22 protein-coding genes, 2 tRNA genes and 1 other RNA gene are annotated in these 22,435 nt (G+C 70.9%); 15 read left to right on the top strand and 10 right to left on the bottom strand.

Annotated elements, in window-relative coordinates; genetic code table 11:
- Window positions 1-15 precede the first annotated feature (15 nt).
- Window positions 16-1,083 carry a sugar phosphate nucleotidyltransferase gene (locus tag J2X46_RS18010; protein ID WP_310253008.1) on the top strand — a complete coding sequence of 356 codons (1,068 nt, stop codon included), beginning with the start codon at window positions 16-18 and terminating at the stop codon, window positions 1,081-1,083.
- Window positions 1,084-1,115: 32 nt separating this feature from the next.
- Complete coding sequence (locus tag J2X46_RS18015) at window positions 1,116-2,417, top strand: UDP-N-acetylglucosamine 2-epimerase (RefSeq protein ID WP_310253010.1); 1,302 nt, start codon at window positions 1,116-1,118, stop codon at window positions 2,415-2,417.
- 61 nt (window positions 2,418-2,478) lie between these two features.
- Here J2X46_RS18015 and J2X46_RS18020 read toward each other — a convergent pair.
- Window positions 2,479-2,564 (bottom strand) — tRNA-Ser (locus J2X46_RS18020).
- Window positions 2,565-2,671: 107 nt separating this feature from the next.
- Here J2X46_RS18020 and ffs point away from each other — a divergent pair.
- The 7 genes from ffs to J2X46_RS18055 all read left to right on the top strand — a co-directional run bounded on the left by ffs (window position 2,672) and on the right by J2X46_RS18055 (window position 9,162).
- An RNA gene (gene ffs / locus J2X46_RS18025) (signal recognition particle sRNA small type) lies at window positions 2,672-2,761 on the top strand.
- Between the two features lie 224 nt (window positions 2,762-2,985).
- Window positions 2,986-5,145, top strand: a complete 2,160-nt coding sequence (locus tag J2X46_RS18030; RefSeq protein ID WP_310253012.1) for a DNA polymerase III subunit gamma and tau — start codon at window positions 2,986-2,988, stop codon at window positions 5,143-5,145.
- 37 nt (window positions 5,146-5,182) lie between these two features.
- Window positions 5,183-5,569 carry a YbaB/EbfC family nucleoid-associated protein gene (locus tag J2X46_RS18035; protein WP_310253014.1) on the top strand — a complete coding sequence of 129 codons (387 nt, stop codon included), beginning with the start codon at window positions 5,183-5,185 and terminating at the stop codon, window positions 5,567-5,569.
- 9 nt (window positions 5,570-5,578) lie between these two features.
- Window positions 5,579-6,175 (top strand): recombination mediator RecR, encoded by a 597-nt coding sequence (gene recR / locus J2X46_RS18040; RefSeq protein ID WP_310253016.1) that lies wholly within the window; start codon window positions 5,579-5,581, stop codon window positions 6,173-6,175.
- Window positions 6,176-6,186: 11 nt separating this feature from the next.
- Window positions 6,187-6,768, top strand: coding sequence for a DUF5063 domain-containing protein (locus J2X46_RS18045; RefSeq protein ID WP_310253018.1), 582 nt, complete (start codon window positions 6,187-6,189; stop codon window positions 6,766-6,768).
- A gap of 70 nt (window positions 6,769-6,838) precedes the next feature.
- Entirely contained in the window at window positions 6,839-8,122 is a 1,284-nt protein-coding gene (locus tag J2X46_RS18050; RefSeq protein ID WP_310253020.1) for an aspartate kinase, read from the top strand.
- Window positions 8,119-9,162, top strand: coding sequence for an aspartate-semialdehyde dehydrogenase (locus tag J2X46_RS18055; protein ID WP_310253022.1), 1,044 nt, complete (start codon window positions 8,119-8,121; stop codon window positions 9,160-9,162). The genes J2X46_RS18050 and J2X46_RS18055 overlap by 4 nt, the downstream gene beginning before the upstream one ends.
- A gap of 99 nt (window positions 9,163-9,261) precedes the next feature.
- Here the strand turns inward: J2X46_RS18055 and J2X46_RS18060 are convergent, their stop codons facing one another.
- From J2X46_RS18060 to J2X46_RS18080, 5 genes are all read right to left on the bottom strand, one after another.
- A complete protein-coding gene (locus J2X46_RS18060) occupies window positions 9,262-10,029 on the bottom strand; it encodes a hypothetical protein (RefSeq protein WP_310253024.1) in 768 nt (255 codons plus the stop codon).
- Between the two features lie 28 nt (window positions 10,030-10,057).
- Complete coding sequence (locus J2X46_RS18065; protein WP_310253026.1) at window positions 10,058-10,819, bottom strand: alpha/beta hydrolase family protein; 762 nt, start codon at window positions 10,817-10,819, stop codon at window positions 10,058-10,060.
- 82 nt (window positions 10,820-10,901) lie between these two features.
- A tRNA-Pro gene (locus J2X46_RS18070) sits at window positions 10,902-10,975 on the bottom strand.
- A gap of 87 nt (window positions 10,976-11,062) precedes the next feature.
- Window positions 11,063-11,692, bottom strand: a complete 630-nt coding sequence (locus tag J2X46_RS18075; RefSeq protein WP_310253027.1) for a dihydrofolate reductase family protein — start codon at window positions 11,690-11,692, stop codon at window positions 11,063-11,065.
- A gap of 10 nt (window positions 11,693-11,702) precedes the next feature.
- Window positions 11,703-12,626, bottom strand: a complete 924-nt coding sequence (locus J2X46_RS18080) for a metallophosphoesterase (protein WP_310253028.1) — start codon at window positions 12,624-12,626, stop codon at window positions 11,703-11,705.
- A 26-nt stretch (window positions 12,627-12,652) separates the two neighbouring features.
- On the opposite strand from J2X46_RS18080, the gene J2X46_RS18085 reads away from it, so the two are divergent.
- Complete coding sequence (locus tag J2X46_RS18085) at window positions 12,653-13,111, top strand: GatB/YqeY domain-containing protein (RefSeq protein WP_310253029.1); 459 nt, start codon at window positions 12,653-12,655, stop codon at window positions 13,109-13,111.
- A gap of 107 nt (window positions 13,112-13,218) precedes the next feature.
- Here the strand turns inward: J2X46_RS18085 and J2X46_RS18090 are convergent, their stop codons facing one another.
- Window positions 13,219-15,561, bottom strand: coding sequence for a transglycosylase domain-containing protein (locus J2X46_RS18090; RefSeq protein ID WP_310253030.1), 2,343 nt, complete (start codon window positions 15,559-15,561; stop codon window positions 13,219-13,221).
- 195 nt (window positions 15,562-15,756) lie between these two features.
- Here J2X46_RS18090 and J2X46_RS18095 point away from each other — a divergent pair, with 195 nt between their 5' ends.
- Window positions 15,757-16,044 carry a WhiB family transcriptional regulator gene (locus J2X46_RS18095; RefSeq protein ID WP_310253032.1) on the top strand — a complete coding sequence of 96 codons (288 nt, stop codon included), beginning with the start codon at window positions 15,757-15,759 and terminating at the stop codon, window positions 16,042-16,044.
- Between the two features lie 42 nt (window positions 16,045-16,086).
- Here the strand turns inward: J2X46_RS18095 and J2X46_RS18100 are convergent, their stop codons facing one another.
- On the bottom strand, window positions 16,087-17,226 hold the full coding sequence (locus J2X46_RS18100; RefSeq protein WP_310253034.1) for an ArsA family ATPase: 1,140 nt from the start codon (window positions 17,224-17,226) through the stop codon (window positions 16,087-16,089).
- Window positions 17,223-18,248 carry an ArsA-related P-loop ATPase gene (locus J2X46_RS18105; protein WP_310253036.1) on the bottom strand — a complete coding sequence of 342 codons (1,026 nt, stop codon included), beginning with the start codon at window positions 18,246-18,248 and terminating at the stop codon, window positions 17,223-17,225. The genes J2X46_RS18100 and J2X46_RS18105 overlap by 4 nt, the downstream gene beginning before the upstream one ends.
- Before the next feature lie 100 nt (window positions 18,249-18,348).
- Between J2X46_RS18105 and J2X46_RS18110 the strand changes: the two genes are divergently transcribed.
- Genes J2X46_RS18110 through lgt form a run of 3 tightly spaced genes read left to right on the top strand, consistent with a single transcriptional unit; the run spans window position 18,349 to window position 20,708 of the window.
- Window positions 18,349-19,188, top strand: coding sequence for a CoA transferase subunit A (locus tag J2X46_RS18110; protein WP_310253038.1), 840 nt, complete (start codon window positions 18,349-18,351; stop codon window positions 19,186-19,188).
- Window position 19,189: 1 nt separating this feature from the next.
- Window positions 19,190-19,858 (top strand): 3-oxoacid CoA-transferase subunit B, encoded by a 669-nt coding sequence (locus J2X46_RS18115; RefSeq protein ID WP_310253041.1) that lies wholly within the window; start codon window positions 19,190-19,192, stop codon window positions 19,856-19,858.
- A 10-nt stretch (window positions 19,859-19,868) separates the two neighbouring features.
- The gene (lgt, locus tag J2X46_RS18120; RefSeq protein ID WP_310253043.1) at window positions 19,869-20,708 is read left to right on the top strand and encodes a prolipoprotein diacylglyceryl transferase; all 840 of its coding nucleotides are present in this window, start codon (window positions 19,869-19,871) and stop codon (window positions 20,706-20,708) included.
- On the opposite strand, the gene J2X46_RS18125 is transcribed toward lgt, so the two are convergent.
- Complete coding sequence (locus J2X46_RS18125; RefSeq protein WP_310253045.1) at window positions 20,709-21,113, bottom strand: VOC family protein; 405 nt, start codon at window positions 21,111-21,113, stop codon at window positions 20,709-20,711.
- A 181-nt stretch (window positions 21,114-21,294) separates the two neighbouring features.
- Here J2X46_RS18125 and J2X46_RS18130 point away from each other — a divergent pair, with 181 nt between their 5' ends.
- Window positions 21,295-22,356, top strand: coding sequence for an LLM class flavin-dependent oxidoreductase (locus J2X46_RS18130; RefSeq protein ID WP_310253047.1), 1,062 nt, complete (start codon window positions 21,295-21,297; stop codon window positions 22,354-22,356).
- Window positions 22,357-22,435: the final 79 nt, after the last annotated feature.

Below are 22,435 nucleotides of genomic sequence, written 5' to 3' on the forward strand. Positions count from 1 at the left end.
TGATGGAATCGGGCCATGACTGACACCTCGGACGAGCCGGTCGCCGTCATCCTGGCCGGAGGCCAGGGGTCACGACTGTGGCCGATCAGCCGGGACCGTCGTCCCAAGCAGTTCCAGCCCGTGGTGGGTGGGCGACCGCTGCTGACCGGCACGATCGAGCGGCTCACCGAGATCGTCGACCCGTCGCGGATCCACGTCTCGACCCGCGCCCGGTTCGCCGACGCCGCCCGCGCGACGCTGGGCCCGGTCCCGCCGGAGAACCTGATCCTCGAGGAGGACCCGGCCGGCCCGGCGACCGCCTTCGCGCTGGGCATCGCCACGCTCGCCCACAAGTACGGCAACGCGCCGGCGCTGATCGCCCCGTCCGACCACCTCATCACCGAGGACGACGCCTTCAACCAGGCCTCGCGCGACATGCTCGCCCAGCTCGTCACGAGCCCGGAGTCGATGGTCGTGCTCGGTGCCGAGCCCACCCACTTCGACGGCAGCCTCGGCTACATCCACACCAAGGGCGAGGGCGGCCCGGTCGAGGTCATCACCAGCTTCTTCGAGAAGCCGGACCCGGCGACCATCGACGAGCTCGGCGACGACGGCTCGCTCTACTGGAACACCGCCTGCTACGGCGTACGCGTCCAGCAGGCGTGCGACGCCTACCGGGCCGCGATGCCGATCGTCTTCGACTCCATCCAGCGCTTCGCCTCCGACCGGCCCGACGTGAACGGCTACCACGGTGCCGCGATCGGCGGCCACGAGCTCTACCCGCTCCTCGCCGCCGGGATGGAGTGCCTGGTCGTCCCCCGCCACCTCGGCTGGAGCGACATCGGCACGTGGAAGCGGCTCGAGCAGGTCCTCGCCGAGGACGACGAGGGCGCCATCGGCCCCGCCCTCCAGCTCGAGAGCGAGGACGTCCTGGTCGCCAGCATGGACGGGCGGCCCGTCGTGACGCTCGGTGCCACCGGCCTGGTGGTCGTGGCCCACGAGGACGCGGTCTACGTCCTCGACAAGAAGAAGGCGCTGGACCCCGGCACGCTCGCGCACCTCCGTTCGCTGCTCGCGGCGAGCCCGCGAGAAGATCTCCTCTGAACCCCTGAACCGCCCGCACATCGAAGGAACCCATGTCCCACGAGAACAGCCAGCACATCGTCGTCGTCGGGACCAAGCCCGACATCATCAAGCAGGCGCCGATCTACCACGAGCTGCGCGACCGGGGCCACGACGTGGTGCTCTGCCACACCGGCCAGCACTACGACCACAACCTCTCCCAGTCGATGCTCGACGAGTTCGGCGTCCGTGAGGACATCAACCTCGAGGTCCGCGGTGGCGTGAACGACCTGGTCTCGGGCATCACGGCCAAGCTCGCGCTCTACCTGCGCGGCTTCTCCGAGCGCGGCGGCTTCCCGATCACCTACGTCCACGGCGACACCACCACCGCGATGGCGGGCTCGCTGGCCACGTTCGGCGAGCGCCAGGCGCTGGTCCACGTCGAGGCCGGCCTGCGCACGCTGTCGCCGCGGCCCGAGGTGCTGCGCGGCTGGATCGAGCAGGGCTCCGACCTCGACTGGGCGTCGTTCCGCGAGCAGTCGATCGACCGCGCCAGCTGGTCCAAGGGCAGCCGTGAGCCCTCGCCCGAGCAGTTCAACACGCGCGTCTGTGACGCCGGCTCGGACTTCCACGCCGCCCCCGTCGAGCTCAACCGCGAGTTCCTCATCGACGAGGGCTTCGCCCCGGCCGCCATCGACGTCGTCGGCAACTCGGTCGTCGACGCGCTCGAGCAGGCGATCGCCGGCAGCGACAAGAACCAGGTGCTGCAGAAGTTCCCGCAGATGGGCGACGGCTCGTTCCTCCGCTTCTGCGTGCACCGCCGCGAGAACACCACCAACCGCGAGCGCTTCAACCTGCTGATGGACGCGATGGAGTCGCTGCTCGAGCAGGGCCACCACGTCCTCTTCATCCGCCTGCTCGGCACCGAGTCGGCCATCGACAACTTCGGCCGCCGCCAGTGGCTGGAGGACCTCGAGGCGAGGTACGGCGACGCGCTGATCACCACGCCCGTGTGGGACAGCTACCTCGACGTCGTGGCCGCCATGTCGATGTGCGCGGTCATCGTCACCGACTCCGGCAGCATCGTGGAGGAGGCCAACGTGCTCCAGGTGCCGTGCGTGACGCTCCGCTTCGGCTCCGACCGCTCCGAGACCTTCCTCGCCGGCAGCAACTTCCTCGCCCCGCCGGTGAGCAAGGACCTGATGACCGCCGTGGTCCACAACGTCTTCGAGCACCGCAAGGAGCTCACCTGGGACCGGGTCTACCCCGAGAAGGCGTCCGCGATGCTCGTCGACGCCGTCGAGCGGCGCCTCGACGAGGGGAGCCTGCTGATCTCCGAGGAGTGGCGCTACGGCCTCAAGCCCCAGGTGCGCTGACGGCGTACGACCTCCGGACACGACGAAGGCCCCGCACTGATGTGCGGGGCCTTCGCGTCGGCGGAGGTAGGGGGATTCGAACCCCCGAGGGCTATTAACCCAACCCGCTTTCCAAGCGAGCGCCATAGGCCACTAGGCGATACCTCCGCGGAGGAGAGTACCCGTCGGCTCCGTGGCCGGTGAAATCGCCCGGAGGCGGCCGGGTCGGGTCCCGGTTTTGGGTCGCCGATCACGGCTCACCTAGACTCCTCCGCAACCCCCCACGCGGCGTCACCTCGCCCAATCCCCCAGGGCCGGAAGGCAGCAAGGGTCAGTGAGCTCTGACGGGTGCGTGGGGGGCCTCTGCATCTCTGGGCCGCGGCAGCCCTGGATGAACTTCCACCCGAGCGCGTGGAAGTTCAGCGGTGATCTCGGGCGTTCACGCTCAGCGGTCGATGAACTTTCGCCCGAGTGCGTGGAAGTTCATCGAGAGGGCTGACGGCTGGCATCGGCGGCGCGGGTCGGGACGTCGTACGCGCGGTGGTCCCGGCCGGTGTGCAGTGTGGGTGGGCCCGGTTAGGGTTCACGCGTGGAGTCACCGCTCGCGCTCTATCGCCGCTACCGGCCCGAGACGTTCGCCGAGGTCATCGGCCAGGATCACGTCACGGAGCCGCTGCGGGCTGCGCTCGCGGCCAACCGGGTCAACCACGCGTACCTCTTCTCCGGCCCGCGCGGCTGCGGCAAGACGACGTCGGCGCGCATCCTGGCCCGCGCGCTCAACTGCGCCCAGGCGCCGGTCGCCGACCCGTGCGGGGAGTGCGACAGCTGCCGCGACCTCGCCCGTGGCGGCCCGGGCTCGATCGACGTGATCGAGATCGACGCGGCCTCGCACGGCGGTGTCGACGACGCCCGTGACCTGCGGGAGAAGGCGTTCTTCGCGCCGGTGCGCGACCGCTACAAGGTCTACATCATCGACGAGGCCCACATGGTCACCACGCAGGGCTTCAACGCCCTGCTCAAGCTCGTCGAAGAGCCGCCGCCCCACCTGCGGTTCATCTTCGCCACGACCGAGCCGGACAAGGTGCTGCCGACGATCCGCTCGCGCACCCACCACTACCCCTTCCGGCTGATCCCGCCGCGGCTGCTCAGCGACTACCTCTCCCAGCTCGCCGCCGAGGAGGGCGTCGCGATCGAGTCGGCCGCGCTGCCGCTCGTCGTGCGCGCCGGAGCGGGGTCGGCCCGTGACACGCTCTCGGTGCTCGACCAGCTGCTCGGCGGCGCCGGTCCCGACGGCGTCACCCACAAGCTGGCCACCGACCTGCTCGGCTTCACGCCCGATTCGCTCCTCGACGAGGTGGTCGAGGCGTTCGCCTCCCGCGACGGCGGCGCCGTCTTCTCGGTCGTCGACAAGGTCGTCGAGACCGGCCAGGACCCGCGCCGCTTCACCGAGGACCTGCTCCGCCGGCTGCGCGACCTCGTCATCGTCACCGCGGTGCCCGACGCCCCGGCGACCGGCCTGATCGACGTCTCCGAGGACGCCGGCGAGCGCCTCGTCGCGCAGGCCGCCCGCTTCGGCGCCATCGAGCTGAGCCGCGCCGCCGACATCGTGGCCGCCGGCCTCATCGAGATGCGCGGTGCGACCGCGCCGCGGCTGCTGCTCGAGCTCCTCTGCGCCCGGGTGCTTCTGCCGGGGGCCGACCACACGTCCGACGGCGTGATGGCCCGTCTCGAGCGGCTCGAGCGCCGGCTCGACGTCTCCGGCGTGCCGACAGGTGCGGCCGCTGCCCGCGCTGCCGCCGCACCGGCTCCGTCCGCACCGGCTCCGTCCGCGCCAGCCCCGGCTGCTCCAGCCCCGGCTGCTCCTGCGCCGTCGGCCCCGGAGCCCGCCGCTCCCGTCGCGGAGGCTCCGGCGCCTGCGGTGCCCGAGGCCCCTGCCCGCGCCGACGAGCCCGCTCCGCCACCGCCTGTGCCGTCGGCCGAGCCGGTGCGCGCCGACGGTCCGCCGCCCCCGCCGCCGATGCCCGACGCCTCTCCTGTCACGCCGCCGGCCCCGCTGGCCGAGCCCGCTCCGGTCGCCGCGGAGGCACCGGTCGCCTCCGAGCAGCCCGTCGCCGAGCAGCCCGCCGGTCCGCGTGGCGGCCTCAGCCTGGTCGACGTACGACGCCTGTGGCCGGACATCCTCGAGCAGACCAAGAACCGCCGGCGCCTGGCGTGGATGGTGCTCTCCCAGCACGCCCACGTCGTCGACGTCGACGGCACCCGGCTCACCGTCGGCTTCGCCAACTCCGGCGCCCGTGACTCGTTCGTCAACGGCGGCTGCGACGAGATCCTGCGCCAGGCCGCGATCGACGTCGTCGGCATGGACTGGCGCGTGGAGTCGATCGTCGACCCGAGCGGCGCGGCCGCCGCACAGCCCGTGGTGCAGAAGGCCGCCACCGAGTCCTACGACGCCCCGGCCCCGGCCCAGGACGCCCCCGAGGCGCCCCCGGCGTGGGTGACCGGTGACGCGGCGCAGCCGGCTGCCCCGCCGGCCGAGCCGCTGCCTCCCGTGTCCGCGGCGCCGGCACGCGAGGCGCTGGAGGCCGCGCGTGCCGGTGGCGGTGCCGCCGAGCCGGCCCAGCCGGTCCGCTCCGCCGACGACGACGTCGACCCCGACGACCCCGACGCCGAGTCGGCGGCCCTCGACACCGAGTCCCTCCTCAGCCAGACGCTGGGCGCGCGGCTGATCGAGGAGATCAAGCACGACTGACCCGCCCGGCCCGTCCCGACCCGGCACCATCCACGACGTGGGAGACCCGATGACCCAGAACCCGTTCGACGCCCTCGGGGGCGGCTTCGACATGAACGCCCTCCTCCAGCAGGCGCAGCAGATGCAGCAGCAGCTCGAGGAGGCCCAGGCCAACCTCGCCAAGCAGACCGTCGACGGCACGGTCGCCGGCGGGGCGGTCACCGTCACCGCCAATGGCGTCGGCGAGCTCGTCGGCGTCTCGATCAAGGCCGGCGAGTTCGACGGCAGCGACCCCGACGACCTGTCCGACCTGGCCGACCTGATCGTCGCCGCCTACCGCGACGCCCGGGCCAAGTCTGAGGCGCTCGCCGGTGACCAGCTCGGCCCGCTGAGCGAGGGTCTGGGCGGCGGGGCCGGCGGACTCGGCTTCCCCGGCCTGGGCTGAGGGGCTTCGTTGTACGAAGGAGTCGTCCAGGACCTGATCGACGAGCTGGGCCGCCTGCCCGGGGTCGGTCCCAAGAGTGCGCAGCGCATCGCGTTCCACCTGCTGCAGGCCGAGCCCGCCGACGTGCGCCGCCTCGCCGACGTGCTCATCGAGGTCAAGGCCAAGGTGAAGTTCTGCTCGATCTGCTTCAACGTCAGCGAGGACGAGCAGTGCCGGATCTGCCGTGACGAGCGGCGCGACCCGAGCGTGCTGTGCGTCGTGGAGGAGTACAAGGACGTCGTCGCCATCGAGCGCACGCGTGAGTTCCGTGGCCGCTACCACGTCCTCGGCGGCGCGATCTCGCCGATCGACGGCATAGGCCCCGACCAGCTCCACGTCAAGGAGCTGATGCCGCGGCTGGCCGACGGCACGGTCACCGAGGTCATCCTCGCCACCGACCCGAACCTCGAGGGCGAGGCCACCGCGACCTACCTCACACGCCTGCTGTCCCCGATGGGGTTGCGCGTGACCCGCTTGGCGAGTGGACTGCCAGTGGGTGGAGACCTGGAGTACGCCGACGAGGTGACGCTCGGACGAGCGTTCGCCGGAAGGAGATCAGCCCAGTGAAGGAGGGCACCGTGACCGACGCCGACCAGACCAGGTTCGGTGAGCAGATCGCCGACTCCGTGGAGAGCTTCCTGCTCGCCCTGCGCGCCATCGCGCGGGAGGGCAACGGTGCGCAGGCGGTCTCGCTGCTGCTGCTCGAGATCAGCCAGGTGCTGCTCGCGGGTGCCCGGCTGGGTGCCCAGAACGACTTCACCCCGGTCGAGGAGTTCCAGCCCGACGTGGGTCCCGAGGCCGACATCGACGAGATGCGCCTGCGCCTGGCCGAGATGCTCGGGGGCGTCGACTCGTACACCTTCGTGTTCGACCCCTACATCCCCGAGGTGGTCGTGAGCCGCCTCTCCGACGACATGACCTCGATCGCCATCGACCTCGAGAACGGCCTGCGCCACTTCCGCGCCGGCAACGTCGACGAGGCGCTGTGGTGGTGGCAGTTCTCCTACGTCAACAACTGGGGCAACCTCGCCGGCGCTGCGCTCAACGCGCTCCTGACCGTCGTCGCGCACGACCGCTTCGACACCGACTTCGAGGCCGACGCGGAGGCGCTCGCCGTCGCGGATGAGATGCTCGAGAGCTCACCGGGCGCCCAGCCGTAGAATCGACTGCGTCCGCCGCCGACGGCGCCGGCGGACCCGAAGCAGCCAATCGATCTCCGAGGGACCAATCGTGGGCATTGTCGTGCAGAAGTACGGCGGCTCCTCGCTCGCCGACGCCGACGCCATCAAGCGCGTCGCGAGGCGCATCGTGGACATCAGGAAGGCCGGTCACGACGTCGTCGTCGCCGTGTCCGCCATGGGCGACACGACCGACGACCTCTACGACCTCGCCAACGGCGTCTCGCCGCTGCCGCCGGCACGCGAGATGGACATGCTCCTGACCGCCGGCGAGCGGATCTCGATGGCGCTCGTGGCGATGGCGATCAGCGACCTCGGCTTCACGGCCCGGTCGTTCACCGGCTCGCAGGCCGGCGTGATCACCGACTCGGTGCACGGCAAGGCCAAGATCATCGACATCACGCCGGGCCGGATCACCCAGGCCATCGGCGACGGCCACATCGTCATCGTCGCCGGCTTCCAGGGTGTCTCCGCCGACACCAAGGAGATCACCACCCTGGGCCGCGGCGGCACCGACACGACCGCGGTCGCCCTGGCTGCCGCGCTCGAGGCCGACGTCTGCGAGATCTACACCGACGTCGACGGCGTCTTCACCGCCGACCCGCGGATCGTGCCGACCGCACGCAAGCTCGACAAGGTCTCCTACGAGGAGATGCTCGAGCTCGCCGCCTGCGGCGCCAAGATCCTGCACCTGCGCTGCGTGGAGTACGGCCGCCGCTACGGCATCCCGATCCACGTCCGTTCGTCGTTCAGCCAGCTCGAGGGCACGTGGGTCGTCAACGACCCGGGTGCCGACGCACCCGAGGAAGAGACCATGGAACAGCCCATCATCGCCGGAGTCGCCCACGACCGGAGCGAGGCCAAGATCACCGTCGTCGGCGTTCCCGACAAGGTGGGCGAGGCGGCCCGCATCTTCGAGGCGCTCGCCGACGCGCAGATCAACCTCGACATGATCGTGCAGAACATCTCGGCCGCGGCCACGAGCCTGACCGACATCTCCTTCACGCTCCCGCGCACCGACGGCCAGACCGCGATGACCGCGCTCGCGCGGATCCAGGGCGAGGTCGGCTACGACAAGCTGCTCTACGACGACAAGATCGGCAAGGTCTCGCTGATCGGCGCCGGCATGCGCTCGCACCCGGGCATCACCTCGAAGTTCTTCGGCGCCCTGGCCTCGGCCGGCGTCAACATCGGGATGATCTCGACCTCCGAGATCCGCATCTCGGTGGTCGTCGACGAGCACGCCGTCGACGACGCCGTACGCGCCACCCACTCGGCGTTCGACCTCGACGCCGACGAGGTCGAGGCCGTGGTCTACGGAGGCACCGGGCGATGAGCGTCAGCATCGGCGTCGTCGGCGCTACCGGCCAGGTCGGCGTCGCGATGCGCCAGATCCTGCTCGAGCGCGACTTCCCCGCCGACCAGGTCCGCTTCTTCGCGTCCTCACGCTCGGCCGGCACGGTGCTGCCGTTCGGCGACCGCGAGATCACCGTCGAGGACGCCGAGACCGCCGACCCGACCGGGCTCGACATCGCGCTCTTCTCCGCGGGTGCCACGACGTCGCGGGCCCTCGTGCCGAAGTTCGTCGAGGCCGGCGTGATCGTCGTCGACAACTCCTCGGCCTTCCGCAAGGACCCCGACATCCCGCTCGTCGTCTCCGAGGTCAACCCCGGCGCGATGGCGTCGGTGATCGAGGCCGGGCGCGGCATCATCGCCAACCCCAACTGCACCACGATGGCCGCGATGCCGGTCCTCAAGCCGCTGCACGACGCGGCCGGGCTGGTGCGCCTCGTCGTCTCCACCTACCAGGCCGTGTCGGGCTCGGGCGTCGCCGGCGTCGACGAGCTCGCCCACGGTGTGGCCGAGGCGGGCGACAAGGCCCGCGAGCTGGCGTACGACGGCTCGGCGATCGCGTTCCCCGAGCCGGTGAAGTACGTCGAGCCGATCGCCTACAACGTGCTCCCGATGGCTGGCTCGATCGTCGACGACGGGCTCAACGAGACCGACGAGGAGCAGAAGCTCCGCAACGAGTCGCGCAAGATCCTCGGCATCCCCGGCCTGCCGGTCTCCGGCATCTGCGTGCGCGTGCCGGTCTTCACCGGGCACTCGCTCGCCATCAACGCCGAGTTCGAGCGGCCGCTGACCCCGGAGCAGGCGCGCGAGATCCTCGCGACGGCCGAGGGTGTCGCGCTAGACGAGGTGCCGACCCCGCTCAAGGCGGCCGGCAAGGACCCGTCCTACGTCGGCCGGCTCCGCAGCGACGAGGGCGTGCCCGACCACCGTGGGCTCGCGCTGTTCGTCAGCAACGACAACCTGCGCAAGGGCGCGGCCCTCAACACGGTGCAGATCGCGGAGCTGATCGCCGCCGCGCGCTGATGTCCATCCTCTTCAGCGATCCCCGGTCAGCCGGGGATCGCTGAACATGTCGGCCCGTGCACGGCCTGACAAGTTCAGCGAGAGCCTGACAACCACCCCTCAGCGCACGTCGTGCGGCTCCGGGACCTCGGTCCCGGCGTCGTCGCCTACCACCGACGCGGTGACCCACCACGAGAGGCCATAGGCGAGCACGGCCAGGACGGGGACCACGACGAGCATCGACCACTCGTCGAGCACGTCGAGCAGGAACAGCATCACCAGCACCGTCAGGACACCCACGGCGAGGATGCTGGTGGAGCCCGCGTCGGTGATCCCGAAGAACCGCAGCAGCAGCGTCCCGGCCCACGCGAGCACCGCGAGGCCGGCGAGCAGGATCGGCAGGCCCAGCGCACCCCCGCACGCCGTGGTGCCGCGTACGACGTCGCAGCCGGCGCCAGCGAGCCAGGCGAGCCCGACCGCCAGCGCGCCGACGAGGACTCCGGTCACCAGCGCGGCCGGGAGCCCGGTGAGCGGGGGAGCGGTGCGCGCCCGACGACGACCGCCCTCGGCCTCCTCGGGCAGCGGCTCGGGTTCCGGCTCGGGCACGACGGGTGCCGGCTCGGGCTCCGGCACGATCGGCGTCGGCGCAGGGTCGGGCACGGGATCGGGGACCACCGGTGTCGGCTCGGGCTCCGGCACCACGGGCGTCGGCTCGGGCTCCGGGACGACCGGCTCGGGTTCCGGCTCGGGGACGATCGGCGTCGGGTTGGGCTCGGGGACGGACGCCTCAGGCTCTGGAGCGGCCTCCTCCTGCGGGCGCTTGCGGCGCCGCAGCGAGAAGGAGGGCATCTCCAGGGAGGGACCGTCGTCCCGGGTGCCGTCTGCCATGAGGGCAGGGTGCCACACGTGCGGCCGTCTAGGATCCAGCCATCCAGGTGAGCACCGACTGGATCTGGTCGTCCCAGAGCCCCCACTCGTGGGTGCCGGGCCGGAAGTCCGTCGTCACGTCGAGACCGCGGGCCCGCGCCTCTGCGACGAAGCGTTCGTTGGGCGGCATCAGCCGGTCCTCGTCGGTGCCGCAGCCGATGTAGAACCGTGGGGCGGTGGCGGGGTCGATCGAGGCGAGCAGGGAGAAGAGGTCGTCCCCCGAACCGAACTCTCCGCCGAACACCCGCTCGACGATCTCGGCGCGCTCGAGCCGTTCGGCGAGCTGACGGATGTCGGCCACGCCGGAGAGCGAGGCCACGCCCGCGTAGCGCTCCGGGTGGGTGAGCGCGTGCTTGAGGGCCCCGTATCCGCCCATCGACAGTCCCGCCACGAACGTGTCGACAGGATCCTGCGACAGGCGGAAGTACCTGTCGACGAACTGCGGCAGCTCCTCCGACACGTAGTCCCAGTACCGGTGGCCGAGCTTCTCGTTGGCGTAGAAGGACCGGTCGACCGCGGGCATCACGACCGCGAAGCCCCGCTCGGCGGCGTACCTCTCGATGGAGGTGTAGCGCGTCCAGGCGGTGTGGTCGTCGGACAGGCCGTGCAGGAGGTAGAGGACCCGCGGCGGGTCCGACAGGTCCGTCCCGCTGACGCCGATCTGCGCTTGCGAGGGCTGCGGCAGGACCACGGTGATCGAGGTCCCGCGCTCGAGGGCGTCGGAGAAGAAGCTGCACGAGAGCAGGGCCATCGGACCACTGTAGGGATGCTCGTCCGTTCCGGGATGACAAGAGCCCCCGGACCCAGCGATGTGGGTCCGGGGGCTCCGGATGTCGGGCTGACAGGATTTGAACCTGCGGCCTCCTCGTCCCGAACGAGGCGCGCTACCAAGCTGCGCCACAGCCCGCCGCCCGAGCCGGAGAACGGTCCGGGCAACGCGGGCGAGCATACCGGAGCGATCGGGGCCTCCCGAAATCGCCCCGGCTGCGTGGACTCAGGCCGACGGCTTCCTCGAGAGGCTCAGGTGGATCACGCCGCTGGGCGCGACGAGCGACTCGATGAGGAACCGGTCCTCCAGGCCCTCCAGACCGTCCCAGAGCAGGGTGCCGCGACCGAGCACGATCGGGACGACCGGGACGTGGAGGTGGTCGACCAGGTCGGCGGCCACGAAGGCGCGGACCGTGCTCGCACCCCCGCCGATCCGGACGTCGAGGTCGCCGGCCGCCTCCCGGGCGATGGCGAGCGCCTCCTCCGGCGTCGTGCTGAGGAAGTGGAAGGTCGTGCCGCCCTCCATCTCCAGCGGCTCGCGGGGCCGGTGGGTGAGGACGTAGGTCGGGGTGTGGAACGGCGGGTCCTCGCCCCACCAGCCGCGCCAGTCCGGGTCGTCCTGCCACCCGGGCGGGCCGAACTTGTTGGCGCCCATGATCTCGGCGCCGAAGCCGACGTCGTACTGCCGGCCGTAGAGGGCGTCGATGCCGTCGGGCGCACCCTCCTGCCAGGTGTCGAAGCGCCACTGGTGGAGCTTCATGCCGGCATGGCCGAACGGCGTCTCGAGCGACTGCGGCTCGCCGGCGCCGTAGCCGTCGAGCGAGACGGCGAAGTTGGTGACCCGGACACGTGGCACAGCGGCTCCTTCAGGTGGCGGGGGTCAGCGTCATCAACGTCGCCTCGGGGCGGCAGGCGACCCGGAAGCGGACGTAGGGGTTGGTGCCGAGGCCGGCGGAGACGTGCAGCCAGGCCGAGCCCTCGTCGCCGGGCATGGAGGCGGCGGGGTGGCGATGGAGGCCGCGGGCGCGCTCGGGCTCGAGGTCGCAGTTGGTGGTCAGCGCGCGGCCGCCCGGCAGGCACACCTGCCCGCCGTGGGTGTGGCCGGCGATGATCGCGTCGTAGCCGTCGGCGGCGAACTGGTCGAGCACCCGGAGGTACGGCGCGTGGGTGACGGCGAGGCGCAGGTCGGCCGCCGGGTCTGCCCGGCCGGCGACGCGGTCGAGGTCGTCGTACTTCAGGTGCGGGTCGTCGACGCCGGCGAACGCGATGGAGGTGCCGCCGACCTCCAGTGCCCCGAACCCGTTGGTGAGGTCGAGCCAGCCGGCCTCGCCGAACCGGTCCTTGAGCTCCGGCCACGGCAGCTGCGGCACCGAGGTGTTGCGCTTGCCGGTGTCGGGGAGCAGGTAGGCGAAGGGGTTGCGGAAGCCCGGTGCGTAGTAGTCGTTGGAGCCAAGGACGTAGACGCCCGGCAGGTCGAGCAGGCCGCCCAGCGCGTCAGCCACGACCGGCACCGAGCGCTGGTGGGCGAGGTTGTCACCGGTGTTGACGACCAGGTCGGGCTCGAGCGCGGCGAGCCCACGCAGCCACTCCTGCTTGGCCCGCTGGTCGGGCGCCATGTGGATGTCGCTGAGGTGGAGCACCTTCAGCGGCGCCCGCCCCGCGGGGAGGATCGGCACCGTGACCTGGCGCAGCGTGTACTGCCGGGCTTCCCAGGCGGCGTACGACGCCAACCCGGCGCCGGCGACCGCGCCGAGCGCCGCGGTGCGACGCAGCAGGGGCAGGAAAGGCATTCGCCAAGGCTGCCACAATGGACCTCATGAGTGCTCTGAAGGACCGTCTCCGCGCCGATCTCACCACCGCCATCAAAGCGCGTGACGAGCTGCGCTCCTCGACGCTGCGGATGGTGCTGACCGCCATCACCAACGCCGAGGTCGCCGGCAAGGAGGCCCGCGAGCTCTCCGACGACGACATCATCGGCGTGCTGTCCACCGAGGCGAAGCGTCGCCGCGAGGCCGCCGTCGCCTTCGAGGAGGGCGGCCGCGCCGAGATGGCGGCGAAGGAGGCCGCCGAGGGCGTGGTCATCGCCGAGTACCTCCCCGCCCAGCTCAGCGAGTCGGAGATCGCCGACCTCGTCTCCGCCGCCATCGTCCAGACCGGCGCCGCCGAGGAGGGCATGCGCGCGATGGGCAAGGTGATGGGCGTGGTGACGCCGCAGGTCAAGGGTCGTGCCGACGGCGGTGCCGTCGCCGCGGAGGTACGACGCCAGCTCGGGTGATCCGCGTTCAGTGATCCCCGGCTGACCGGGGATCACTGAACTTGTCAGGCTCTGCACGGGCCGACAACTTCAGGAATCCCCGGCTGACCGGGGATCGCGCAGGGGGGTCAGCGGCCGCCGCGGCCGCGACCCTTGCCCTTTCCCTTGCCGCCCTTCTTGGGCGGCGGGACGTAGCCCGTCGAGGTGTAGAGGGTGACCGTGTCGCCGCTGCTGAGCGACGTACCGGCTCCGGGGGAGCTGTAGGCGACGTTGCCGGCGGTGACCTCGGAGTTGACCTGGCCGCCGTCGGCGACGGTGAAACCGGCCGCCTGGAGCTGCTGGGTCGCCGCCTCGACCGTCTGGCCGGAGACGTCGGGCACGGGCGTCAGCACGCCGGCGATCTCGTCACCGGCCGGGGCCTGGAAGTCCTCGTCGGGGAGCTTGGCCGAGATCGCCGACATCGCGTCGCCCCAGATCGGGCCGGCGACGGTCGAGCCGAAGGCGCTGCTGATGTAGCTGCCGCCGACGGTCTGCCCGTTGAGGCTCACCCACTCGCCGAACTCGTTGGCGCCGGCGACCATCGCGGCAGTGGCGAGCTTCGGCGTGTAGCCGACGAACCACACCGCCATGTTGCTGTTGTTGGTGCCGGTCTTGCCGGCCGACGGCTTGTCGATGGCGATGTTCTGGCCGAAGCCACCGGGCTCCATGACACCGCGGAGGATCGAGTTCACCGCGTCGGCGGTGGCGCCCGGCATGACCTGCTCGCACTGGCTGCTGAAGTCCTTGAGCGGCTGGCCCGAGGAGTCGAGCACCTCGGTCACCGGGCGCGGGTCGCAGTGCAGCCCGCGGGCGGCGAAGGTGGCGTAGGCCTGGGCCATGGTCAGCGGGTCGGCGTCGGAGACGCCGAGGATCCACGACGGCACCTGCTGGGCCTTGGGCACCTTCACGCCCATCTGCTTGGCGAGCTCGAGCGGCTCGCACATGCCGGTGCGGGTCTCGAGCTGGGCGAAGAACGTGTTCACCGAGTGCTGGGTGCCGGAGTAGAGGTCGAAGGTGCCGGCACCGGTCGAGTTCTCGGGGTCCCAGCCCTTCTGGTCACCGGCGTAGGGGCCGTCGCAGGTCTCGAAGTCCCAGTCGTCGAAGTGCATCGTCTGGGGCGAGGGGATGCTCGTGCTCAGCGGGATGCCCTGGTTGATGGCCGCGGCGAGGACGAAGAGCTTGAAGGTCGAGCCGGCCTGGAAGCCGTTGGCGTCGCCGTACTTCTTCGGGACGGTGTAGTTGAGATAGGTCTCGCCACCCTTCTTGTCCTTGCCCATCGGGCGCGACTGCGCCAGCGCTCGTACGTCGCCGGTGCCGGGCTCGACCATCGCCAGGCCGCCGATGGCCTGGTCGGTCTGGTAGACGTGCGCCTTGACGGCCTCGTCGGCGGCCTTCTGCATGTCGAGGTCGATCGTGGTCTTGATCGTCAGACCGCCGTTGTTGAGCGTGCGGCGACGCTCCTTCGGCGTGTCACCGAGCACGGGGTCCTTGAGCAGCCAGTTGACGACGTAGTCGCAGAAGAACGGCGCGCTGGACTGCTGGCAGCCGTTGGGGGACGCCTTGACCTTGAGGGTCTTCTTGATCGGCGCGCCCTTGAGCCGGTCGGCCTTCTTCTCGCTCAGCACGCCGAGCTGGGCGAGCCGGTCGAGCACGACGTTGCGGCGGCTCTCGGCCCGCTCGGGGTTGTCGACCGGGTCGTAGCCGACGGGGTTCTTCACCAGGCCGGCGAGCGTGGCGGCCTCGAGGAGGTTGAGGTCCTTGGCGTTCTTGGAGAAGAAGTGGACCGCCGCCGCCTGCACGCCGAACGCGCCGTCGCCGAAGTAGGCGATGTTGAGGTAGCGCTCGAGGATCCAGTCCTTGGTGTGGTTCTTCTCGAACGCGATGGCGTAGCGGAGCTCGCGGATCTTGCGCGCGTAGGTCTCCTCGGTCGCCGCGGCCTTCTCCTCGTCGGTCTCCGCCTGGTAGAGCAGGGTCTGCTTCACCATCTGCTGCGTGATCGACGAACCACCCTGCACGGCGCCGCCGTTGGCCTGGTTGGTGATGAACGCGCGGAGCGTGCCCTTGAGGTCGAGCGCGCCGTGGTCGTAGAAGCGGTAGTCCTCGATCGCGACGATGGCCTTGACCATCGGGCGCGAGATCGACTTGAGCGGGACGTTGATCCGGTTCTGGTCGTAGAGCGAGGCGATCAGGTTGCCGTTGACGTCGTAGATCCGCGTCTTCTGCGAGAGGTCCTTGGCCTCGAGCGACTCGGGGAGGTTGACCATCCCCTTGCTGACGTCCTTGGCGGCCACGCCGACCAGACCCGCGAACGGGATGGCGAGGCACGCGGTGAGGACGCCCATCACGACCGCGACGGCGCCCATCACCGCGAGGTGGGAGGCGACGCGACCGGCTTCGGGGCGTCCGTGGGGGCGCTCGGGGCGGGAAGACATGGACACCAGAGTACGTGGAGGGGGCCATACCACCTGAATTCCAGGCGCGCAGACACCTAGTCACATTGGACTATGCGATTTGAGCCACCTGGTCCTGACGCGGGCGTCGTTGATTCGTTTACTTTTCAGGTCGAGTCAGGGATGGCCGCTATGGGGGCGGCCGGCCGGCTCGCACAAAGATCGTGGGGAAACACTATGTGGGTCGAGGACTGGGCAGCACGCGCCGCATGCAAGGGCGACACGCCTGACGCTCTCTTCGTGCGAGGCGCGGAGCAGAACAAGGCCAAGCAGGTCTGCGCCGGGTGCCCCGTGCGCACCGAGTGCCTGGCCGAGGCTCTGGACAACCAGATCGAGTGGGGCGTCTGGGGCGGGATGACCGAGCGTGAGCGCCGTGCGCTGCTCCGCCGCCGCCCGGGTTCCTCGTGGCGCAGCATCCTGGAGACCGCTCGCACCAAGGTCGAGTCGCCCACCGTCAACGCCTGATCCCTCACAGCTCGGCTCCCCTGTCGGAGCTGTGGGACACGGCTAGGACTGGTCGGCGAGGAGCTCGCCGATCGAGCGCAGCCCGTCGAGGTCGTGGACGTCGCCGGCCATCGCCGGCACGACCGCGGTCGGCACGGCGGGGTGCGAGGCAGCGAACCGCTCGCGCAGGTGCTCCTCGCGCTCGATGATCCGCACGCGGTCCGCGTGCAGCCGCAGCAGGCCCGCGGTCAGCGACGACGAGTCGCCCGACTGCAGCCGGTCGGCCGCGGTGATGGCCTCCTCGGCCGACAGCTCGGTGCGCGCCGACGGGCTGACCCGGTTGACGACCAGGCCGGCCAGCGGCATGTCGTCGTCGGTGAGCCGGTCCACGAAGTACGCCGCCTCGCGCAGCGCGTCGGGCTCCGGAGCGGCGATCACGAGGAACGCCGTCCCGTCGGCCTGCAGCAGCGCGAAGGTCTGCTCGGCCCGCTGCCGGAAGCCGCCGAAGAGCGTGTCGAAGGCCGCCACGAACGTCTGCATGTCGCGCAGCACCTGGGCGCCGAGCACCTTGGTGAGCGCGTTGGTCACGACCGAGAGCCCCGCCGTCATCAGCTTGGCCGGGCCGCGGGCAGGGGCGAGCAACAGCCGGATGAACCGCCCGTCGAGGAAGCTGGAGAGCCGCTCCGGGGCGTCGAGGAAGTCCAGCGCCGAGCGCGAGGGCGGCGTGTCGACCACGATCAGGTCGTAGCTGTCGTCCTGCCGGGCCTGCCGGTGCAGCTGCCCGAGCTTCTCCATCGCCATGTACTCCTGGGTGCCGGCGAAGGAGCTGGAGAGCGCGACGTAGAACGGGTTCTCCAGGATCTGCTTCGCCTTCTCCGGGCTGGCCTGGCCCTCGACGACCTCGTCGAAGGTGCGCTTCATGTCGAGCATCATCGCGTCGAGCGAGCCGCCCAACTTCCGCGAGCGGAGCCCCGGGACCGGGCGCGGGGTGTTGTCGAGCTGCTCGATGCCCATCGACTGCGCCAGCCGTCGCGCCGGGTCGATGGTGAGCACCACGACCTTGCGCCCCCGCTCGGCTGCGCGCAGGGCGAGCGCCGCGGACGTGGTGGTCTTGCCGACGCCGCCCGAGCCGCAGCACACGATGATCTCGGTGTGCGGGTCGTCGAGCAGGGCGTCGACGTCGAGCAGGGGAGCCGTGGTCATGCCATTCCTTGCTTCCGCAGGAGCTGGGCCAGCTCGAGGAGCGCGCCCCGGTCGATGCCGGCGGCCAGCCGGGGCAGCTCGTAGGTCGGGACCTCCTCCTCGGCGACGAGTGCGCGCTGCTCGTCCTCCAGCTGACGTCGTACGGCATGGTCGCGGGCCTCGTCGACGAGTGAGGTGACCAGGTCGGCGTCGACGTCGACCTTGGCGCGGGCCAGGTCGGAGGCGACCGCCGTGGGGTCGACGCGGTCCTTGCGGACCTGGGCCAGCGCGCTGGCGCTGAGGTCCTGCGGGCGGACCAGGTTGACCACGATCCCGCCGACCGGGAGCCCGGCGGCGCGCAGCTCGGCGATCCCGTCGTGGGTCTCCTGGACGGGCATCTCCTCGAGGATCGTGACGAGGTGGACCGCCGTGCGGTCGGAGCGGAGCAGCTCCATCACCTTGTCGGCCTGGCTCTTGATCGGGCCGACCTTGGCCAGGCCGGCGAGCTCGGAGTTGACGCCGAGGAACTGGCAGATCCGGCCGGTCGGGGGAGCGTCGAGCACCACGGCGTCGTACGTGATCTGGTCCCTGTGCCGGCCGCCGCGCGGGCGCTGGACCGCCTCGTAGACCTTGCCGGTGAGCAGCACGTCGCGCACGCCGGGGGCGATGGTGGTGGCGAAGTCGATCACGCCGAAGCGGTCGAGCGCCTTCCCGGCGCGGCCGAGCTTGTAGTACATCGCGAGGTACTCCAGCAGCGCCGACTCCGGGTCGATGTGCAGCGCGTGCACCTGCCCGGCGCGGCCGTCCGCGTCGGGGGCGCCCTTGGCGATGCGGCGCTCCTCGTAGGGGAGCGGGTCGGTGTCGAACATCCGGGCGATGCCCTGGCGGCCCTCGACCTCGCACAGCAGGACGTTGCGGCCGGTGCTCGCCAGTGCCATCGCGAGCGATGCGGCGACGGTCGACTTCCCGGTGCCGCCCTTGCCGGTGACCACGTGCAGCCGCACGCGGGGCCAGTCGACCGGCCGGTCGTAGGGAGCGGTCACACGGCGAGGATAGCGAGGGCGGCCAGCCACACCTCGACCCGCGAACTGTGGCTCCGGGGCACACAGTGGCGCCGCTCACACGGCCGCTAGGGTGCCGGGCATGGACAAAGTGGTCACCTCGGCGGCTGAAGCGGTCGCCGACATCCCGGACGGCGCGACCATCGCCGTCGGCGGTTTCGGACTGTGTGGCATCCCGTCGGTGCTCATCGAGGCGATCCTCGAGGCGGGCACGACCGACCTCGAGGCGGTCTCCAACAACTGCGGCGTGGACGAGTGGGGGCTGGGCCGCCTGCTCTTCCAGAAGCGGTTGCGCCGGATGATCTCCTCCTACGTCGGGGAGAACAAGGAGTTCGCGCGGCAGTACCTGTCCGGCGAGCTCGAGGTCGAGCTGACCCCGCAGGGCACACTCGCCGAGCGGATGCGGGCCGGCGGCTCGGGCATCCCCGGCTTCTACACCGCCACCGGCGTCGGCACCCAGGTCGCCGAGGGCGGCCTGCCCTGGAAGTACGACACCGAGGGCAACGTCATCGTCGCCTCGCCGCCGAAGGAGACCAAGGTCTTCTCAGTCCCCGACGGGGAGGGCGGCGGTCTTGTCGAGAAGGAGTACGTTCTGGAGGAGGCCATCGTGGCCGACTTCGGGCTGGTGCGGGCCTGGAAGGGCGACCGCCACGGCAACCTCGTGTTCCGCCAGTCTGCCCGCAACTTCAACCCGCTCGCCGCGATGTGCGGCCGGGTGACGATCGCCGAGGTGGAGCACCTCGTCGAGCCGGGTGAGCTCGACCCGGCCGACGTACACACTCCGGGTGTCTACGTGCAGCGGGTCGTGGAGCTCACGCCCGAGCAGGCCGCGGACAAGAAGATCGAGAAGGTCACCACACGGCCGCGTCCGACGGACGCTGCGCCCGCCGACGACGCTGCGACTCACGGACTGGGAGGCTGACATGAGCTGGAGTCGTGAGGAGATGGCGGCGCGTGCCGCCAGCGAGCTCAAGGACGGGTCCTACGTCAACCTCGGCATCGGGCTGCCGACGCTGGTGCCCAACTACGTCGCCGACGACGTCGAGCTGGTGCTGCAGTCGGAGAACGGCATCCTCGGGGTGGGGGCGTACCCCTTCGAAGGCGAGGAGGACCCCGACCTGATCAACGCGGGCAAGGAGACGGTGACGCTGCGCAAGGGCGCGTCGTTCTTCGACTCCGCGCAGTCGTTCGGGATGATCCGCGGCGGCAAGATCGACGCCGCGATCCTCGGCGCCATGCAGGTCTCCGCGGTCGGTGACATCGCCAACTGGATGATCCCCGGCAAGATGGTCAAGGGCATGGGCGGCGCGATGGACCTCGTCCACGGCGCCAAGCGGGTGATCGTGCTGATGGAGCACACCGCGAAGGACGGGTCGCTGAAGATCCTGGACGAGTGCGACCTGCCCTACACCGGCAAGCGCGTCGTGCAGCGGATCATCACCGACCTCGCGGTCATCGACGTGATCGACCCCGCGACCGGCGAGGTCGCCCCCTCGGGGACCCTCGGCGAGCGCGCGCTCAAGCTGGTCGAGGTCGCACCCGGCGTCACCGAGGACGAGGTGCGGGAGAAGACCCAGCCGCCGCTCGTCTGACCCGGTTGACGTGAGCGTCCTGGCGTCCGACCCGCTGCACTGGAGCGACCTCGGGCTGCGCCCGGGGATCGACCTGGGCCCGTTCACGCTGCGGTTCTACGCCCTCGCCTACATCCTCGGGATCCTGCTGGGCTACTGGCACCTGCAGCGGATGGTGCGCGAGCCCGGCAGCCCGATGACGCGCGAGCGGGCCGAGGACCTCGTGCTCTGGGCGGCCGTCGGCATCATCGTCGGCGGGCGGGTCGGCTACGCGACGTTCTACGAGCCCGAGCTGTGGCGCACCGGCGAGGTGCTGCAGGTGTGGCACGGCGGGATGAGCTTCCACGGTGGTCTCATCGGGGTGCTGATCGCCTTCGGCGTCGTGGCCCGGCGGCACCGGCTCCCGTTGCTGCGGGTGGGCGACTACGTCGCGGTCAACGTGCCGTTCGGGATGATGCTCGGCCGGATCGCCAACTTCGTGAACGGCGAGCTCTGGGGCAAGCCCTCCGACGTGCCGTGGGCGATGGTCTTCCCCGGCGCCGGGGATCAGCCGCGCCACCCCAGCCAGCTCTACGAGGCCGCGCTCGAGGGCGCCCTGATGATCGTCGTGATGCTCTGGCTGTTCTGGCGCACCCGTGCGCGGTGGCGACCGGGCCTGCTCGGCGGGGTCTTCCTGGCCGGCATCGGTGCTGCCCGGTTCGTGGTCGAGTTCTTCCGCGAGCCCGACGCCCAGCTGGCCGGTTTCGCCGAGCGCACCGGCCTGCACATGGGGCAGTGGCTGACGCTCCCGCTGATCGCCGTCGGCGTCGTGCTCGTCGTCCGGGCCGTACGCCGCCCGGCGCTCGAGGACGCTTCCCCGGCCCAGCCCTGATCAGGCGTCGGGCTGGGCGCCGTCGCCACCCGCGCCGGACGACCACGCGGGCAGCTGCTGGAGCGTCCACCGGTTGCCGTCGGGGTCGCGGAACTGGATGAAGCGACCCCACGGCTGGTCGTCGATCCCGCTCGCCTCGATGCCGCGCGCCACCAGGTCGGCGTACGTCGCATCGGCGTCGGCGATGACCGCCTGGAGGTTGTCGAGCGAGCCGGGCGCCATCTCGGTCAGCCCGCGGCCGATCGCGATCGAGCACGCCGAGCCCGGAGGCGTCAGCTGCACGAAGCGAATCTCCTCGCTCACGGTCTGGTCGTGATCGGCGTTGAAGCCGACCTTCACGTAGAACTCCTTGGCCCGGTCGACGTCCGTCACAGGCACCATCACCAGCTCGAGCTTCATGTCCATGGCTCGACGGTAGGACCGGATGCGGTCAGCCGGTGTCCGCAAGCGACCCCGGATATCTGAGGACGTGGTGGTCGTCGATCGAGGGCGAACACGTCCATGGCGTCCTCAGATGTCGGGAGGGTGGGCCTCGGTGTGCTATGTCTAGTAACCCACTAGACAACATGCGGAAAGGCATCGCTCCATGGAGTTCCTCTGGTACATCCCCAACCAGGTCGAGCCCGGCCACCGGTTGGACGACACGGTCGAGGGCCACAACAGCCTCGGCCGCCTGACGGCGCTGGCCCGGCTCACCGAGGAGCACGGGTGGGGTGGCGCCCTCGTCGGCACCGGGTGGAAGCGCCCGGACACCTTCACCGTCTCCACCGCGCTCGTGGCGGGCACGACGACGTTCAACCCGCTCATCGCGATCCGTCCTGGCTACTGGCGCCCGTCGCACTTCGCCTCGGCCGCGGCCACGCTCGACCAGCTCAGCGGCGGCCGGGTGAAGGTCAACATCGTGAGCGGTCCCGACCACCAGGCGCAGTACGGCGACGACGAGGGCGACCAGGCCAACCGCTATGCCCGGACGAGGGAGTTCATGCGCCTGGTCCGCCGCTACTGGACCGAGGACGACATCACCTTCGACGGCCAGCACTACCGCGCCGAGGGCGCGACGCTCGAGCACAAGCCGGTGGCCCGTCCGGGGCGTCCGCACCCGAAGCTCTACTTCGGCGGCGCGTCGGAGGCGGCGCAGCGCACGGCAGCGGCCGAGGCCGACGTCCAGCTCTTCTGGGGCGAGCCGCTCGACGGGGTGGCCGCCCGCATCGACCACCTGAAGCAGCTGAGCGCCGACCTCGACCGAGACCTGCCCCCTCTGGAGTTCGGCCTGCGCATCACCACGCTGGTGCGCGCCACGACCGAGGAGGCCTGGGCCGACGCCGAGGTCCGCGTCGCGGAGATGGCGGCCGGCAAGGACGAGTGGTTCGTGGACCCGGCCCGCCGGGTGGCCGAGGGACAGCAGCGCCTGCTCGACCTCGCCGAGCGCGGAGACGTGCTCGACGACTGCCTCTACACCGCGCCCGGCAAGTACGGCGGCGGTGGCGCCGGCACGACCTGGCTGGTCGGCTCGCCCGACGACGTCGCCAAGGCGCTGCGCCGCTACGCCGACCTCGGCATCACCCACTTCGTCCTCAGCGACACGCCGTACGAGCGCGAGATCGTGCGCGTCGGTGACTCGTTGCTGCCCCTGCTCCGCGGGGCCTGACGGGATCGCCCAGCAGGTGCAAGGAAAGACAGCGCACTCATTAGTGCAGTTTGTCGACCAACTTACATTAGTTTGATCG

This window comes from Nocardioides sp. BE266 (assembly GCF_031457855.1).
Classification (GTDB): Bacteria; Actinomycetota; Actinomycetes; order Propionibacteriales; family Nocardioidaceae; genus Nocardioides.

Coding starts and splice junctions, on each gene's coding strand:
- J2X46_RS18055 (WP_310253022.1), top strand. CDS start 8,119: ATGAGCGTCAGCATCGGCGTCGTCGGCGCTACCGGCCAGGTCGGCGTC.
- J2X46_RS18015 (WP_310253010.1), top strand. CDS start 1,116: ATGTCCCACGAGAACAGCCAGCACATCGTCGTCGTCGGGACCAAGCCC.
- J2X46_RS18065 (WP_310253026.1), bottom strand. CDS start 10,819: ATGGCCCTGCTCTCGTGCAGCTTCTTCTCCGACGCCCTCGAGCGCGGG.
- J2X46_RS18115 (WP_310253041.1), top strand. CDS start 19,190: ATGAGCTGGAGTCGTGAGGAGATGGCGGCGCGTGCCGCCAGCGAGCTC.
- J2X46_RS18100 (WP_310253034.1), bottom strand. CDS start 17,226: ATGACCACGGCTCCCCTGCTCGACGTCGACGCCCTGCTCGACGACCCG.
- J2X46_RS18090 (WP_310253030.1), bottom strand. CDS start 15,561: ATGTCTTCCCGCCCCGAGCGCCCCCACGGACGCCCCGAAGCCGGTCGC.
- J2X46_RS18095 (WP_310253032.1), top strand. CDS start 15,757: ATGTGGGTCGAGGACTGGGCAGCACGCGCCGCATGCAAGGGCGACACG.
- J2X46_RS18060 (WP_310253024.1), bottom strand. CDS start 10,029: ATGGCAGACGGCACCCGGGACGACGGTCCCTCCCTGGAGATGCCCTCC.
- J2X46_RS18085 (WP_310253029.1), top strand. CDS start 12,653: ATGAGTGCTCTGAAGGACCGTCTCCGCGCCGATCTCACCACCGCCATC.
- J2X46_RS18125 (WP_310253045.1), bottom strand. CDS start 21,113: ATGGACATGAAGCTCGAGCTGGTGATGGTGCCTGTGACGGACGTCGAC.
- J2X46_RS18010 (WP_310253008.1), top strand. CDS start 16: ATGACTGACACCTCGGACGAGCCGGTCGCCGTCATCCTGGCCGGAGGC.
- J2X46_RS18130 (WP_310253047.1), top strand. CDS start 21,295: ATGGAGTTCCTCTGGTACATCCCCAACCAGGTCGAGCCCGGCCACCGG.
- J2X46_RS18110 (WP_310253038.1), top strand. CDS start 18,349: ATGGACAAAGTGGTCACCTCGGCGGCTGAAGCGGTCGCCGACATCCCG.
- J2X46_RS18080 (WP_310253028.1), bottom strand. CDS start 12,626: ATGCCTTTCCTGCCCCTGCTGCGTCGCACCGCGGCGCTCGGCGCGGTC.